Genomic DNA, 19247 nt, shown 5'->3' on the forward strand with positions numbered 1-19247 from the left:
AGAAAGGGCTGTTTAGGGCCAAATATCAATGTGACATTACCGTGCCGATTGTTTAGGATGGCAGGCAGAAGGTCAATAGTTTGGCATAAAGTTAATCGCCAGAAGTTATAGACGTAAATTTGACGCTTTCAGGCGTCAACAAACATTTTCGTAACATTCCATCAGTCGCCGCCAGCGCGTGTTGGCCGGGCATGGAAGCCAAACTGAACGGTAAGTCCGGAGATTCCAATGAGCACTGTTGTCGCCATCGTCAAAAGCATTGTTGGCCAAGTTTTCGCAGTATCCCCTGAAGGCATCCGGCGCGTTCTGATCGAAGGCGATCGCCTGCTCGCAGGGGAGCACGTAGAGACCGGCGCTGGCGGCGCAGTCACTCTGGAACTGGCCGATGGCCGCATGCTCGACCTCGGTCGTGACTCGCAATGGAGCGCCGATGCGCCCGACAGCAGCACCGACCTGAGCCTGGCCAGTGCCGAGGCCGCGCCTTCGGTCGAAGAGCTGCAGCAAGCCATCGCCGCCGGTGCTGACCCGACTACCGACCTTGAAGCTACCGCCGCCGGCCCGACCGCGGCAGGCAGCGGCGGTGCGGTTGGCGGCGGCCATAGCTTCGTGCTGCTTGAAGAGACGGCTGGTGTGGTCGACCCGACCATCGGCTTCCAGACTGCCCCGATTGGCTTTGCCACTGGGCTGAACACTTTGGAAATCGGCGGGCAGGACACCACCACTGCCGCTGCTGGCGCCACCGCGGTCACGCCCCCGCCGGTACCGACCGATGTCGTACTCAGCGCCACCCCTTCGATTACCGAGGCGGGTGGCGTTATCGTTTACACCGCAACCGTTGGCCAGGCGCCGACCAGCGCACTGACCGTGACCCTGTCCAACGGCGCCGTCATTGTGATCCCCCCGGGCCAGACCAGCGGCACCGTAAACGTCGAGATCGCCCCTAACGACACGCCGTACATCGACGCCAGCGAGCTTTCCGCGCACATCACCGGCACCAGCGGCGGCACCGGCCTGATCGTCACCATCGACCCGACCCCTGCGGTGACCCAGATCACCGACACCATCGACACCACCACCGCCACGCTGACCGCAACGCCGAGCGTCGACGAGGGTGGCGTGATCACCTACACCGTGTCGGTGAACAACCCGGTGACCGGTAGCGACCTGGTAGTCAAACTGGCCAACGGGCAGACCGTCACCATCGAGGTGGGCAAGTCGTCCGGCACCGCTGAATACACAGTGCCGAACAGCATTTATGCGACCAAGCCTGATGTCAGCAACGGCATTACGGAGATTAGCGGCGGCAATTACGAGAAGATCGTTGGTGAAGGCAAACCGGTTACCACCGTGACCCAGGGGCCAGGCACTGAAGACACTACCGAGCTGAAGCTGACCGCCACTGGCGAAGTCGCGGAAGGTGGCAAGATCACCTACACCGCCACCTTGTCGAACCCGGCTGGCAGCGACGTAACCATCAAGCTGAGCAATGGTGAAACCACCACCATCGCCAAAGGCCAGACCGAGAACAGCATCTCGATTGATGCACCGGCTGACGACGTTTATATCGACGCTGAAAAACTCAGCGTCACTGTGGATAAAGTGGATGGCGGCGATTTCGAGAAGCTCGAAGTCAACCCGACTCCAGCGGAAACCCAAGTCACTGACACTATCGACACTTCGACTGTCACCCTGACTGCCAGCAGCAACTCGGTAGCGGAAGGCGGCACCATCACCTACACCGCCTCCGTTAACCACGAAGTGACCGGTAGCGATCTCGTGGTGAAACTGGCCAATGGCCAAACCATCACCATCCCAGTTGGCCAGTCGTCGAGCTCGGTGGACTTCACCGTGCCGAACAGCGTCCACAACACCAAGCCGGACGTAAGCAACAGCATCGACGAAATTTCGGGTGGCAATTACGAGAAAGTCGTTGGCGAAGGTAAGCCAGTTACTTCCGTAACTCAGGGCCCCGGCACTGAAGACACCACCGAGCTGAAGCTGACCGCCACTGGCGAAGTCGCTGAAGGTGGCAAGATCACCTACACCGCCACTTTGTCGAACCCGGCTGGCAGCGACGTAACCATCAAGCTGAGCAATGGCGAAACCATCACCATTGCCAAAGGCCAGACCGAAAACAGCATCTCCATCGATGCTCCGGCTGATGACGTCTACATCGACGCTGAAAAACTCAGCGTTACTGTGGATAAAGTGGATGGCGGCGATTTCGAGAAGCTCGAAGTCAACCCGACTCCAGCGGAAACCCAAGTCACTGACACCATCGACACTTCGACTGTCACGCTGACCGCCAGCAACAACTCGGTCGCCGAAGGCGGCACCATCACCTACACCGCTTCGGTTAATCACGAAGTGACAGGCAGCGATCTGGTAGTGAAACTGGCCAACGGCCAGACCATCACTATTCCAGTTGGCCAGTCGTCGAGCTCGGTGGATTACACCGTGCCGAACAGCGTCCACACGACCAAACCGGACGTGAGCAACGCGATCACTGAAATCACCGGTGGTAACTACGAGAAAGTCGTCGGCGAAGGTAAGCCAGTCACTTCCGTAACTCAGGGCCCAGGCACTGAAGACACCACCGAGCTGAAGCTGACCGCCACTGGTGAAGTCGCGGAAGGTGGCAAGATCACCTACACCGCCACCCTGTCGAACCCGGCTGGCAGCGACGTAACCATCAAGCTCAGCAATGGCGAAACCATCACCATTGCCAAAGGCCAGACCGAAAACAGCATCTCGATTGATGCCCCGGCTGATGACGTCTACATCGACGCTGAAAAACTCAGCGTTACTGTAGATAAAGTGGATGGCGGCGATTTCGAGAAGCTCGAAGTCAATCCGACGCCGGCTGAAACCCAAGTCACTGACACCATCGATACTTCGACTGTCACGCTGACCGCCAGCAGCAGCTCGGTAGCCGAAGGCGGCACCATCACCTACACCGCCTCCGTTAACCACGAAGTGACCGGTAGCGATCTCGTGGTGAAACTGGCCAACGGCCAAACCATCACCATCCCGGTTGGCCAGTCGTCGAGCTCGGTGGACTTCACCGTGCCGAACAGCGTCCACACGACCAAACCGGACGTTAGCAACGCCATTACCGAGATCACTGGTGGTAACTACGAGAAAGTCGTCGGTGAAGGCAAGCCAGTTACTTCCGTAACTCAGGGCCCAGGCACTGAAGACACCACTGAACTGAAGCTGACCGCGACCGATACTGTGGCCGAAGGCGGGAAGATCACCTATACCGTGACCTTGACCAACCCAGCCGGCAGCGATGTCACTGTCAAACTGAGCAATGGTGAAACCATCACCATTGCCAAAGGCCAGACCGAGAACAGCATCTCGATTGATGCCCCGGCTGATGACGTCTACATCGACGCCGAGAAGCTCAGCGTCACTGTGGATAAAGCCACTGGTGGCGACTTCGAGAAGCTGGTTGTGGATAACACCCCAGCCGTTACCGAAGTCACTGACACCATCGACACTTCGACTGTCACGCTGACTGCCAACAGCAACTCGGTTGCCGAAGGCGGCACCATCACCTACACCGCTTCGGTGAACCACGAAGTAACCGGCAGCGACCTGGTAGTGAAACTGGCTAACGGCCAGACCATCACCATCCCAGTTGGTCAGTCGTCGAGCTCGGTGGACTACACCGTGCCGAACAGCGTCCACAACACCAAGCCGGATGTTAGCAACAGCATCGACGAAATTACGGGTGGTAATTACGAGAAAGTGGTTGGCGAAGGTAAGCCAGTTACTTCCGTAACTCAGGGCCCAGGCACTGAAGACACCACTGAGCTGAAGCTGACCGCCACTGGCGAAGTCGCTGAAGGCGGCAAGATCACCTACACCGCCACCTTGTCGAACCCGGCTGGCAGCGACGTAACCATCAAGCTCAGCAATGGCGAAACTATCACCATCGCTAAGGGCCAGACCGAGAACAGCATCTCCATCGATGCTCCGGCTGATGACGTCTACATCGATGCCGAGAAACTCAGCGTCACTGTGGATAAAGTGGATGGCGGCGATTTCGAGAAGCTCGAAGTCAACCCGACTCCAGCGGAAACCCAAGTCACTGACACCATCGACACTTCGACTGTCACCCTGACTGCTAGCAGCAACTCGGTCGCCGAAGGCGGCACGATTACCTACACCGCCTCCGTTAACCACGAAGTTACCGGTAGCGATCTCGTGGTGAAACTGGCTAACGGCCAGACCATCACCATTCCGGTTGGTCAGTCGTCGAGCTCGGTGGACTTCACCGTGCCGAACAGCGTCCACAACACCAAGCCGGATGTTAGCAACAGCATCGACGAAATTACGGGTGGTAATTACGAGAAAGTGGTTGGCGAAGGTAAGCCAGTTACTTCCGTAACTCAGGGCCCAGGCACTGAAGACACCACTGAGCTGAAGCTGACCGCCACTGGCGAAGTCGCTGAAGGCGGCAAGATCACCTACACCGCCACCTTGTCGAACCCGGCTGGCAGCGACGTAACCATCAAGCTCAGCAATGGCGAAACTATCACCATCGCTAAGGGCCAGACCGAGAACAGCATCTCCATCGATGCTCCGGCTGATGACGTCTACATCGATGCCGAGAAACTCAGCGTCACTGTGGATAAAGTGGATGGCGGCGATTTCGAGAAGCTCGAAGTCAACCCGACTCCAGCGGAAACCCAAGTCACTGACACCATCGACACTTCGACTGTCACCCTGACTGCCAGCAGCAACTCGGTTGCCGAAGACGGCACTATCACCTACACCGCCTCCGTTAACCACGAAGTGACTGGTAGCGACCTGGTCGTGAAACTGGCCAACGGCCAGACCATCACCATTCCGGTTGGTCAGTCTTCGAGCTCGGTGGACTTCACCGTGCCGAACAGCGTCCACACGACCAAACCGGACGTGAGCAACGCCATTACCGAGATCACTGGCGGTAACTACGAGAAAGTGGTTGGCGAAGGCAAGCCAGTTACTTCGGTAACTCAGGGCCCAGGCACGGAAGACACCACCGAGCTGAAGCTGACCGCCACTGGCGAAGTCGCGGAAGGTGGCAAGATCACCTACACCGCCACCTTGTCGAACCCGGCTGGCAGCGATGTGACCATCAAGCTCAGCAATGGCGAAACCATCACCATTGCCAAAGGCCAGACCGAAAACAGCATCTCGATTGATGCCCCGGCTGATGACGTCTACATCGACGCTGAAAAACTCAGCGTTACTGTAGATAAAGTGGATGGCGGCGATTTCGAGAAGCTCGAAGTCAATCCGACGCCGGCTGAAACCCAAGTCACTGACACCATCGATACTTCGACTGTCACGCTGACTGCCAGCAGCAACTCGGTTGCCGAAGGCGGCACTATCACCTACACCGCCTCCGTTAACCACGAAGTAACCGGCAGCGACCTGGTAGTGAAACTGGCCAACGGCCAGACCATCACTATTCCAGTTGGCCAATCTTCGAGCTCGGTGGACTTCACCGTGCCGAACAGCGTCCACAACACCAAGCCGGACGTTAGCAACAGCATCGACGAAATTACGGGTGGTAATTACGAGAAAGTGGTTGGCGAAGGTAAGCCAGTCACTTCCGTAACTCAGGGCCCAGGCACTGAAGACACCACCGAGCTGAAGCTGACCGCCACTGGCGAAGTCGCGGAAGGTGGCAAGATCACCTACACCGCCACCTTGTCGAACCCGGCTGGCAGCGATGTGACCATCAAGCTCAGCAATGGCGAAACCATCACCATTGCCAAAGGCCAGACCGAAAACAGCATCTCGATTGATGCCCCGGCTGATGACGTCTACATCGATGCTGAAAAACTCAGCGTCACTGTGGATAAAGTGGATGGCGGCGATTTCGAGAAGCTCGAAGTCAACCCGACTCCAGCGGAAACCCAAGTCACTGACACTATCGACACTTCGACTGTCACCCTGACCGCCAGCAACAACTCGGTCGCCGAAGGCGGCACCATCACCTACACCGCTTCGGTAAACCACGAAGTGACTGGTAGCGACCTGGTCGTGAAACTGGCTAACGGCCAGACCATCACCATTCCGGTCGGTCAGTCGTCGAGCTCGGTTGATTACACCGTGCCGAATAGCGTCCACACGACCAAACCGGACGTGAGCAACGCGATCACTGAAATCACTGGTGGTAACTACGAGAAAGTCGTTGGCGAAGGTAAGCCAGTTACTTCGGTAACTCAGGGCCCAGGCACCGAAGACACCACCGAACTGAAGCTGACCGCCACTGGTGAAGTCGCTGAAGGCGGAAAGATCACCTACACCGCCACTTTGTCGAACCCAGCCGGCAGCGATGTCACTGTCAAACTGAGCAATGGCGAAACCATCACCATTGCCAAAGGCCAGACCGAGAACAGCATTTCGATTGATGCCCCGGCTGATGACGTCTACATCGACGCTGAAAAACTCAGCGTTACTGTGGATAAAGCCACTGGTGGCGACTTCGAGAAGCTGGTTGTGGATAACACCCCAGCCGTTACCGAAGTCACTGACACCATCGATACTTCGACTGTCACCCTGACTGCTAGCAGCAACTCCGTCGCCGAAGGCGGCACTATCACCTACACCGCCTCCGTTAACCACGAAGTGACTGGTAGCGACCTGGTTGTGAAACTGGCTAACGGCCAGACCATCACTATCCCGGTTGGTCAGTCGTCGAGCTCGGTTGATTACACCGTGCCGAATAGCGTCCACACCACGAAACCGGACGTTAGCAACGCGATCACTGAGATCACCGGTGGTAACTACGAGAAAGTGGTTGGCGAAGGTAAGCCAGTCACTTCCGTAACTCAGGGCCCAGGCACGGAAGACACTACCGAACTGAAGCTGACCGCCACTGGCGAAGTCGCGGAAGGTGGCAAGATCACCTACACCGCCACTTTGTCGAACCCAGCTGGCAGCGACGTAACCATCAAGCTCAGCAATGGCGAAACTATCACCATCGCTAAGGGCCAGACCGAGAGCAGCATCTCCATCGATGCTCCGGCTGATGACGTCTATATCGATGCTGAAAAACTCAGCGTCACTGTGGATAAAGTGGATGGCGGTAATTTCGAGAAGCTCGAAGTCAATCCGACTCCAGCTGAAACCCAAGTCACCGACACTATCGACACTTCGACTGTCACCCTGACCGCCAGCAGCAGCTCGGTAGCCGAAGGCGGCACCATCACCTACACCGCCTCCGTTAACCACGAAGTGACCGGTAGCGATCTCGTGGTGAAACTGGCCAACGGCCAGACCATCACCATCCCAGTTGGCCAGTCGTCGAGCTCGGTGGACTTCACCGTGCCGAACAGCGTCCACAACACCAAGCCGGACGTTAGCAACGCCATTACCGAGATCACTGGCGGTAACTACGAAAAAGTCGTCGGCGAAGGTAAGCCAGTTACTTCGGTAACTCAGGGCTCAGGCACCGAAGACACCACCGAACTGAAGCTGACGGCCACTGGTGAAGTCGCTGAAGGCGGAAAGATCACCTACACCGCCACCCTGTCGAACCCAGCTGGCAGCGATGTGACCATCAAGCTGAGCAACGGCGAAACCATCACCATTGCCAAAGGCCAGACCGAGAACAGCATCTCCATCAATGCCCCGGCTGATGACGTTTACATCGATGCTGAAAAACTCAGCGTCACTGTGGATAAGGCTGACGGCGGCGACTTCGAGAAGCTGGTTGTGGATAAAACTCCAGCCGTTACTGACGTCACCGACACTATCGATACCTCGACGGTGACCCTGACTGCCAGCAATGGTCCAGTTGCCGAAGGCAGCACCATCACTTACACCGCTTCGGTTAACCACGAAGTGACCGGCAGTGATCTGGTTGTGAAGTTGGCTAACGGCCAAACCATCACTATTCCAGTAGGCCAGTCGTCGAGCTCGGTGGATTACACCGTGCCGAGCACTGTCCATGCGACCAAGCCGGACGCAAGCAACAGCATTACCGAGATAACCGGTGGTAATTACGAGAAGGTGGTAGGGGAAGGCAAACCGACTACGGTTGTCATTGGTAACCCAGCAACCGATGACACCACCGAGCTGAAGCTGACGGCGACCGATACTGTCGCTGAAGGCGGCAAGATCACCTACACCGTGACCTTGACCAACCCAGCTGGCAGCGACATGACCGTCAAGCTGAGCAATGGCGAAACCATCACCATTGCCAAAGGCCAGACCGAAAACAGCATCTCCATCGATGCGCCGGCTGACGACGTTTACATCGACGCTGAAACACTCAGCGTCACTGTAGACAAAACTACGGGCGGTGATTTCGCGAAGCTGGTTGTCGACGGCACTCCAGCCCAGACCCAAGTCACTGATACCATCGACACCTCGACTGTCACCCTGACTGCCAGCAGCAACTCGGTCGCCGAAGGCGGCACCATCACCTACACCGCTTCGGTAAACCACGAAGTAACCGGCAGCGACCTGGTAGTGAAACTGGCCAACGGCCAGACCATCACTATCCCGGTTGGTCAGTCTTCGAGCTCGGTGGACTTCACCGTGCCGAATAGCGTCCACAACACCAAGCCGGACGTTAGCAACGCCATTACCGAGATCACTGGCGGTAACTACGAGAAGGTTGTTGGTGAAGGTAAGCCGGTCACTTCTGTGACTCAGGGCCCAGGCACTGAAGACACTACCGAACTGAAGCTGACCGCCACTGGTGAAGTCGCTGAAGGCGGCAAGATCACCTACACCGTGACCTTGACCAACCCAGCTGGCAGCGATGTCACTGTCAAACTGAGCAATGGCGAAACCATCACCATTGCCAAAGGCCAGACCGAGAACAGCATCTCGATTGATGCCCCGGCTGATGACGTCTACATCGATGCCGAGAAGCTCAGCGTTACTGTGGATAAAGTGGATGGCGGCGATTTCGAGAAGCTCGAAGTCAATCCGACGCCGGCTGAAACCCAAGTCACTGACACCATCGATACTTCGACTGTCACGCTGACTGCCAACAGCAACTCGGTTGCCGAAGGCGGCACCATCACCTACACCGCTTCGGTTAATCACGAAGTCACCGGCAGCGACCTGGTAGTGAAACTGGCTAACGGCCAGACCATCACTATCCCGGTTGGTCAGTCGTCGAGCTCGGTGGACTTCACCGTGCCGAACAGCGTCCACACGACCAAGCCGGACGTTAGCAACGCCATTACCGAGATCACTGGCGGTAACTACGAAAAAGTCGTCGGCGAAGGTAAGCCAGTTACTTCCGTAACTCAGGGTCCAGGCACTGAAGACACTACTGAACTGAAGCTGACCGCGACCGATACTGTGGCTGAAGGCGGCAAGATCACCTACACCGTGACCTTGACCAACCCAGCTGGCAGCGATGTCACTGTCAAACTGAGCAATGGCGAAACCATCACCATTGCCAAAGGCCAGACCGAGAACAGCATCTCGATTGATGCTCCAGCCGACGACGTTTATATCGACGCCGAGAAACTCAGCGTCACTGTGGATAAAGTGGATGGCGGCGATTTCGAGAAGCTCGAAGTCAACCCGACTCCAGCGGAAACCCAAGTCACTGACACCATCGACACTTCGACTGTCACCCTGACTGCTAGCAGCAACTCGGTCGCCGAAGGCGGCACGATTACCTACACCGCCTCCGTTAACCACGAAGTTACCGGTAGCGACCTGGTTGTGAAACTGGCCAACGGCCAGACCATCACCATTCCGGTTGGTCAGTCTTCGAGCTCGGTGGACTTCACCGTGCCGAACAGCGTCCACACGACCAAACCGGACGTGAGCAACGCCATTACCGAGATCACTGGCGGTAACTACGAGAAAGTGGTTGGCGAAGGCAAGCCAGTTACTTCGGTAACTCAGGGCCCAGGCACTGAAGACACTACCGAACTGAAGCTGACCGCGACCGATACTGTCGCTGAAGGCGGCAAGATCACCTACACCGCCACCCTGTCGAACCCGGCTGGCAGCGACGTAACCATCAAGCTCAGCAATGGCGAAACTATCACCATTGCCAAAGGCCAGACCGAAAACAGCATCTCGATTGATGCCCCGGCTGATGACGTCTACATCGACGCTGAAAAACTCAGCGTTACTGTAGATAAAGTGGATGGCGGCGATTTCGAGAAGCTCGAAGTCAATCCGACGCCGGCTGAAACCCAAGTCACTGACACCATCGATACTTCGACTGTCACGCTGACCGCCAGCAGCAGCTCGGTAGCCGAAGGCGGCACCATCACCTACACCGCCTCCGTTAACCACGAAGTGACTGGTAGCGACCTGGTTGTGAAACTGGCTAACGGCCAGACCATCACTATCCCGGTTGGTCAGTCGTCGAGCTCGGTTGATTACACCGTGCCGAACAGCGTCCACACGACCAAACCGGACGTGAGCAACGCCATTACCGAGATCACTGGCGGTAACTACGAGAAAGTGGTTGGCGAAAGCAAGCCAGTTACTTCGGTAACTCAGGGCCCAGGCACGGAAGACACCACCGAGCTGAAGCTGACCGCCACTGGCGAAGTCGCGGAAGGTGGCAAGATCACCTACACCGCCACCCTGTCGAACCCGGCTGGCAGCGACGTAACCATCAAGCTCAGCAATGGCGAAACTATCACCATCGCTAAGGGCCAGACCGAGAGCAGCATCTCCATCGATGCCCCGGCTGATGACGTCTACATCGATGCTGAGAAACTCAGCGTCACTGTGGATAAAGTGGATGGCGGTGATTTCGAGAAGCTCGAAGTCAACCCGGCTCCAGCGGAAACTCAAGTCACCGACACTATCGACACTTCGACTGTCACCCTGACTGCTAGCAGCAACTCGGTCGCCGAAGGCGGCACTATCACCTACACCGCCTCCGTTAACCACGAAGTGACTGGTAGCGACCTGGTTGTGAAACTGGCTAACGGCCAGACCATCACTATCCCGGTTGGTCAGTCGTCGAGCTCGGTTGATTACACCGTGCCGAATAGCGTCCACACCACGAAACCGGACGTTAGCAACGCGATCACTGAGATCACCGGTGGTAACTACGAGAAAGTGGTTGGCGAAGGTAAGCCAGTCACTTCCGTAACTCAGGGCCCAGGCACGGAAGACACTACCGAGCTTAAGCTGACCGCGACCGATACCGTGGCCGAAGGTGGCAAGATCACCTACACCGCCACCCTGTCGAACCCGGCTGGCAGCGACGTCACCATCAAGCTGAGCAATGGCGAAACTATCACCATCGCTAAGGGCCAGACCGAGAGCAGCATCTCCATCGATGCCCCGGCTGATGACGTCTACATCGACGCTGAAAAACTCAGCGTCACTGTGGATAAAGTGGATGGCGGTGATTTCGAGAAGCTCGAAGTCAACCCGACTCCAGCGGAAACCCAAGTCACTGACACCATCGATACTTCGACGGTGACCCTGACCGCCAGCAACAGCTCGGTAGCCGAAGGCGGCACCATCACCTACACCGCTTCGGTAAACCACGAAGTCACCGGCAGCGACCTGGTAGTGAAACTGGCTAACGGCCAGACCATCACTATTCCAGTTGGTCAGTCTTCCAGCTCGGTGGACTTCACCGTGCCGAACAGCGTCCACACGACCAAACCGGACGTGAGCAACGCGATCACTGAAATCACTGGTGGTAACTACGAGAAAGTTGTTGGCGAAGGTAAGCCTGTTACTTCCGTGACCCAAGGTCCAGGCACTGAAGACACTACCGAGCTGAAGCTGACCGCGACCGATACTGTGGCCGAAGGCGGCAAGATCACTTATACCGTGACCTTGACCAACCCAGCTGGTAGCGATGTCACTGTCAAACTGAGCAATGGCGAAACCATCACCATTGCCAAAGGCCAGACCGAAAACAGCATCTCGATTGATGCCCCGGCTGATGACGTCTACATCGACGCTGAAAAACTCAGCGTCACTGTGGATAAAGCCACTGGTGGCGACTTCGAGAAGCTGGTTGTGGATAACACCCCAGCCGTTACTGAAGTCACTGACACCATCGATACTTCGACTGTCACGCTGACTGCCAGCAGCAACTCGGTAGCCGAAGGCGGCACTATCACCTACACCGCCTCCGTGAACCACGAAGTTACCGGTAGCGACCTGGTCGTGAAACTGGCCAACGGCCAGACCATCACCATTCCGGTTGGTCAGTCTTCGAGCTCGGTGGACTTCACCGTGCCGAACAGCGTCCACAACACCAAGCCGGACGTAAGCAACAGCATCGACGAAATTACGGGTGGTAACTACGAGAAAGTCGTCGGTGAAGGCAAGCCAGTTACTTCCGTAACTCAGGGCCCAGGCACTGAAGACACCACCGAGCTGAAGCTGACCGCCACTGGCGAAGTCGCTGAAGGCGGCAAGATCACTTACACCGCCACCTTGTCGAACCCGGCTGGCAGCGACGTAACCATCAAGCTCAGCAATGGCGAAACCATCACCATTGCCAAAGGCCAGACCGAAAACAGCATCTCGATTGATGCGCCGGCTGACGATGTCTACATCGATGCTGAGAAACTCAGCGTTACTGTGGATAAAGTGGATGGTGGTGATTTCGAGAAGCTCGAAGTCAACCCGAATCCAGCGGAAACCCAAGTCACTGACACCATCGACACTTCGACTGTCACGCTGACTGCCAGTAGCAACTCGGTAGCCGAAGGCGGCACCATCACCTACACCGCCTCCGTTAACCACGAAGTTACCGGTAGCGACCTGGTAGTGAAACTGGCTAACGGCCAGACCATCACTATCCCGGTTGGCCAGTCTTCGAGCTCGGTGGACTTCACCGTGCCGAACAGCGTCCACACGACCAAACCGGACGTGAGCAACGCGATCACTGAAATCACGGGTGGTAACTACGAGAAAGTCGTCGGAGAAGGTAAGCCAGTTACTTCCGTGACCCAAGGTCCAGGTACTGAAGACACTACCGGGCTGAAGCTGACCGCGACCGATACCGTGGCCGAAGGCGGCAAGATCACGTACACCGTGACCTTGACCAACCCGGCTGGCAGCGACGTCACCATCAAGCTGAGCAATGGCGAAACCATCACCATCGCCAAAGGCCAGACCGAGAACAGCATCTCCATCAATGCCCCGGCTGATGACGTTTACATCGATGCTGAAAAACTCAGCGTCACTGTGGACAAAGCCACTGGCGGCGACTTCGAGAAGCTGGTTGTAGATAACACGCCAGCCGTCACCCAAGTCACCGACACCATCGACACCAGCACCGTGAAGCTGACCGTAGGCACCGCTTCGGTCAACGAAGGCGGCACCGTCACCTACACCGCCACCGTCGACAACAAAGTCACCGGCAGCGACTTGGTGCTGAAGCTCGCCAACGGCCAGTCGATCACCATTCCGGTCGGCCAAACCAGCGCAAGCGTGGATTACGTAGCGCCAAACAACCCGTACAACACCAACCCGAATCTCACCAACAGCATCACCGAGATGAAGGGCGGCAACTACGAGAAGCTGGTGAGCACTGGCAGCCCTGTGACCGTCGTCAACGACGTGCCAGGCACCAAAGACACCACCACCCTGGCCGTCACCGCGCCAGATACCGTGGCCGAAGGCGGCAAGATCACCTACACCGTGACCTTGTCCAACCCGGCCGGCAGCGACATGACCGTGAAGCTGAGCAACGGCGAGACAATCGCCATTGCCAAAGGCCAGTCCGAAGGCAAGATCACCATCAATGCGCCGGCTGACGACGTCTACATCGACGCCGAGAAGCTCAGCGTCACCGTGGTGCAAACCACCGGTGGTGACTTCGAGAACCTGGCGGTCAGCAGCACGCCTGCGGTCACTCAGGTGACCGACACCATCGACACCAGCACCGTGAAGCTGACTGGCACCGCTTCGGTCAACGAAGGCGGCACCATCACCTATACCGCAACCGTTGACCACGCCGTCACCGGCAGCGCCCTGGTGCTGAAGCTTGCCAACGGCCAGTCGATCACCATTCCGGTCGGCCAAACCACCGGCAGCGTTGACTACGTAGCGCCAAACAACCCGTACAACACCAACCCGAATCTCACCAACAGCATCACCGAGATGAAGGGCGGCAACTACGAGAAGCTGGTCAGCACGGGCAGCCCGGTCACCGTGGTCAACGACACCCCGGCCACCAAGGACGTCACCACCCTGACCCTGACGGCGACCCCGTCGGTCGAGGAGGGCGGCAAGATCACCTACACCGCCACGCTGTCGAACCCGGCTGGCACCAACATGACCATCAAGTTGAGCAATGGCGAGGTCATCTCCATTGCCAAGGGTGCGTCTGTTGGCGCGATCACCATCAATGCCCCGGCGGATGACCCGTACATCGATGCAGGCACCGTGCAGGCCAAGATCGACGGTTCTACCGGGGGTGACTTCGAGCTGCTGGCGATCGATGGTTCCTACTCCGTCACCCAGGTGACCGACACCATCGACACCAGCACCGTGAAGCTGACCGCCAGCACCGCGTCGGTCAACGAAGGCGGCACCGTCACCTACACCGCCACCGTCGACAACAAAGTCACCGGCAGCGACCTGGTGCTGAAGCTCGCCAACGGCCAGTCGATCACCATTCCGGTCGGCCAGACCACCGGCAGCGTGGACTACGTCGCGCCAAACAACCCGTACAACACCAACCCGAATCTCAACAACAGCATCACCGAGATGAAGGGCGGCAACTACGAGAAGCTGGTCAGCACTGGCAGCCCGGTCACTGTCGTCAACGACGTGCCAGGCACCAAAGACACCACCACCCTGGCGGTTACCGCCCCAGGCAGCGTGGCCGAAGGCGGCAAGATCACCTATACCGTGACCTTGTCCAACCCTGCTGGCAGCGACATGACCGTCAAGCTGAGCAACGGCGAAACCGTGACCATTGCCAAAGGCCAGTCCGAAGGCAAGATCACCATCGACGCGCCAAGCGACGACGTTTATATCGATGCTGAAAAACTCAGCGTGACCGTGGTGCAAACCACCGGTGGCGACTTCGAAAACCTGGCGGTCAGCAGCACGCCTGCGGTCACCCAGGTTACCGACACCATCGACGACACCGGCCTGAAACTGAGCGCCACGCCAAGCGTTGCCGAAGGCGGCCAGATCACCTACGTTGCCACCTTGACCAACAAGGCCGGCACCGCCATGACCGTGACCCTGAGCAATGGCGCGGTCATCAACATCGAGGCGGGCAAGACCACAGGTTCCATAACCGTGCCGGCGCCCGCGGATGATGTGTACATCGATGCCGGGGATGTTTCGGCGAAGATCACCGGCACCACCGGTGGCAACTTCGAGAACCTGGTGGTCAGCAGCACCCCGGCAGTAACGGCGGTGACCGACACCATCAACCCGACCACCCTGAGCATCGGTGGCACCACTGCTGTGGCTGAAGGCGGCAATGCCACCTACACCCTGACCTTGACCAGCAAGGCTCAAACCGATGTGACCGTTAAGCTGAGCTACTCCGGCACCGCCACCAATGGCGCGGACTACACCGGTGTGGCCACCGTTGTGATCAAGGCCGGCAGCGACAAGGCCGAGTTCAGCATCCCGACGATCAAGGACAACATCACCGAAGGCACCGAGCACTTCACCGTCAAGATCGACTCGGCGACCGGTGGCAACTTCGAGAAGCTCGACGTCAGCGGCAGTGCCGGCAGCGTCACTACGCAGATCTTCGAACCAGCCCCGGTGCTGGATCTGGACGCCAACGATTCCAGCGGCAAGACCGGCGCCGACTACCAGACCACCTTCACCGAGAACCAGCCGGGTAGCGGTGTGTCGATCGGCGACGTCGATGTGACCATCACCGACTTCGACAGCTCGCAACTGACTGGCGCCACGGTGATCCTCACCAACCGCCAGCCGGGTGATGCGCTGAACCTGGGCAACAGCGTCAATGGCATCAGCATCAACGCCAACAGCACTGAAGGCAAAGTGGTCCTGGTGCTCAGCGGCACCGCGTCGCTGGCTGACTACATCCAGGCGATCAAGAACATCACCTTCATCAACACCAGCGAAGACCCGAGCACTACGCCGCGGATCATCACGGTGACGGTGACCGATGGCGTCAACACCTCGAACACCGCCACCACCACGGTCAACGTGATCGCGGTCAACGATGCACCGACCAGCACTGGCGGTGCCGTGACCGGCGTCGAAGACACCGACCTGGTGCTGAACTGGAGCAACTTCAACGTCAGCGACGTCGATTCGCCGGTCAGCAGCCTGGGTGTCACCATCACGCAACTGCCAGGCGCTGGCACGCTGAAGCTGCTCAGCGGCAACACCTGGGTGGACGTCAAGGCGGGCCAGACCATCAGCCAGGCCGACATCGCTGCCGGCAAGCTCAAGTTCGTGCCGCTGGCCAACCAGTCTGGCGTCGATGCCTATGGCGGCACCGGTGTGGGCAACAAGCAGGCCGACTACGCGCAGATCAAGTACAAGCCAACCGATGGCAAGGACGCCGGTAGCGAGTCGACCTTGAAAGTCGACATCACCCCGGTGGCCGACAAGCCAGACCTGAGCATTGGCAACAACAACGTCAATTCGCTGGGCCTGACCAAGGAAACCTGGACCAGCCTCAACGGCCTGGGTACCAACGGCAATGGCATCACCGGCGACACCCTGAAAAACGTGTTTGCCAACTCCGGCAGCGCCGGCAAGACCGAGCAGGTCACCACCGTCGACAGCGCGTCCTCCGTGACCGCCGGTACCGGCTCGAAAACCTCCGGCCTGATCTACCTGGAAGCGGGCAAGACCTACGCCTTCAGCGGCACCGCCGATGACAGCCTGCAGATCGTCGTGGGTGGCAAGAACGTCGCCGGCGCCACCTGGGGCTCGAACAGCGGTGCCATCAGCGGCAGCTTTACGCCGACCACCAGCGGCTACTACACCCTGGAAATCTACAACGCCAACCAGAGCGGCCCTGGCAGCCTGGACGTCAACATCAAGGTAGGCAACGGCCCGGTCACCGACCTGAGCAGCGCCAACATCCCGATGTACCCGAACGTCACCGCGCTGGCCAACGCCGGTGTGACCGTTTCCGACCTGCACGGCAGCAACGGCACGGGCTACTACGACGGCTACAAGATGAACGAAGGCGGCGAGAACGGCGCGCCGGTCAAGCTGGTGGGCATCAGCACCAACCTGACCGACACCGACGGCTCCGAGACCCTGGGCGTCAAGCTCAGCGGCATCCCGGCAGGCTCGGTGGTGGCTGACAACGCTGGCCACACCTTCACCGTCGGCACCGCCGCTGTGGACGTGACTGGCTGGAACCTGGGCAGCCTGACCATCAAGCCGCCGGCCTACTACGCTGGCCAGTTCGATGTGAAGGTCACCTCGACTGCCACCGAAAGCGTTGGCGGCAGCACCGCCACCACTGAAGGCAGCATCAAGGTCACCGTCTACCCGCAAACCTACACCACCAGCAACCTGACCTCGGGTTCCGACAACTTCAGCGGCACCGACGGCAACGATATCGTCGTCGCCGACGTCAATGGCCTGCACGTGGTACCGGGCAAGGACTACAACCTGGCGTTCATCGTCGACACCTCCGGCAGCATGGGTTCGAGCGGTGTGGATGCGGCGAAGAAATCCCTGGAGTCGGTGTTCAAGACCCTGGCCGCCAGCGTCAAGGGCGACCAGTCGGGTACCGTGAACATCCTGCTGGTGGACTTCGCCACCCAGGTCAAGACGTCCATCTCGGTCAACCTCAACAACGGTGGCTTGCAGACGCTGATCGATGCGCTCGGCAAACTCACCTCCGGCGGCGGTACCAACTACGAGGACGCCTTCAAGACCACGGCCAACTGGTTCCAGAACCTGCAGAACTCCGGCAGCACCGGCAAGAACCAGACGTTCTTCATCACCGACGGCCAGCCGACCTACTACCAGGCCAACGAGTCCACCAACCCGGCCCTGGGCTACAACGGCTCGACGCTGGACGGCTACCTGTCGTCGATCAACTACAAGCTGGGTGATACCGTCTACCGCGGTGCGGTGGACGCCTATACCCGCGCTACCATCGATGCCAACGGCAACTTGAAGGTTGAGTACAAGTATGGCAACAGCTGGTACAACTTCGGCTCTGGGGTCATCCACTCCGAAGGCAATGGTGGTTTCGAGGTGTCGACCTTGGCCGGCACTGGCAGCAGCACTGACTCGGCAACGCTGAGCAACTCTCTGGACAGCTTCAAGCTGCTCTCGGGGCTGTCCAACGTCGAGGCTATCGGGCTGAACGGCGACGTCAAGGCCAGCGACCTGAAGCCGTACGACTCCGATGGCGTGACCCAGACCAACATCGACCCGAGCAAACTGGCCGAGGCCATCCTCGGCCACACCGAAGCCACGCTGCCGGGTAACGACACGGTCAGCGGCGGTGATGGCAATGACATCATCTTCGGCGACCTGGTGACCTTCGATGGCATCGCCGGTACTGGCGTAGAAGCTATCCAGGCCTATGTGGCGGGCAAGCTGGGCGTGGACGCGGGCGATGTCGATGCGCGGGCGATGCACAAGTACGTCAGCGAGCACTACACCGAGTTCGACGTGTCGCGCACCAATGACGGTGCCGACACCCTGCTTGGCGGTGCTGGCGACGACATCATCTTTGGCCAGGGCGGCAACGACTACATCGATGGTGGCAAGGGCAACGACATCCTGCTGGGCGGTAGCGGCAACGACATCCTCATCGGTGGCGAAGGCAATGACCTGCTGTTTGGCGGTGCCGGCAACGACACCCTGATCGGCGGCAAAGGCAACGACATCATGGCCGGTGGCAGCGGCGCCGATACCTTCGTGTGGAAGGCCGGTGACCTGGGCAACGACGTGATCAAGGACTTCAACGTCAAGGAAGGCGACCGCCTCGACCTCAGCGACCTGCTGCAGGGCGAGAAGGCCAGCACCATCGACAACTACCTGAAGATCACCACGGTCAATGGCGAATCGACCCTGCAGGTGAGCACTGAAGGCAAGCTAAACGCCGCTGGCGGCCTTGGCAATGCCGACGTGACCATCAAGCTTGAAGGGGTCAACTGGTCCAACACCACGATCAACTCGTTGATCAGCGGTGCCGACCCGACCATCAAGATCGACAACAACTGACCCTCGTTCCCGCTGGCGGCCTTTACCGGCCGCCAGCGGGGCGTTGGGCTTTCCCGCTCATCGCTTGACGCGCATACTCGCGCGCCGGGGCTGCGTGCCCGGGAACTTCGCCTATGCTG

The 19247-nt window shown here is 58.5% G+C and carries 1 protein-coding gene; it reads left to right on the top strand.

Translation table 11 applies throughout. The annotated features are described in order from the left end of the window. The first annotated feature begins 228 nt into the window (after positions 1-228). Positions 229-19128 (top strand): retention module-containing protein, encoded by an 18900-nt coding sequence (locus HU719_RS12915; protein WP_217843716.1) that lies wholly within the window; start codon positions 229-231, stop codon positions 19126-19128. Positions 19129-19247 lie beyond the last annotated feature (119 nt).

The sequence above is a fragment of the Pseudomonas farsensis genome (assembly GCF_014268805.2).
Taxonomy (GTDB): Bacteria; Pseudomonadota; Gammaproteobacteria; order Pseudomonadales; family Pseudomonadaceae; genus Aquipseudomonas; species Aquipseudomonas farsensis.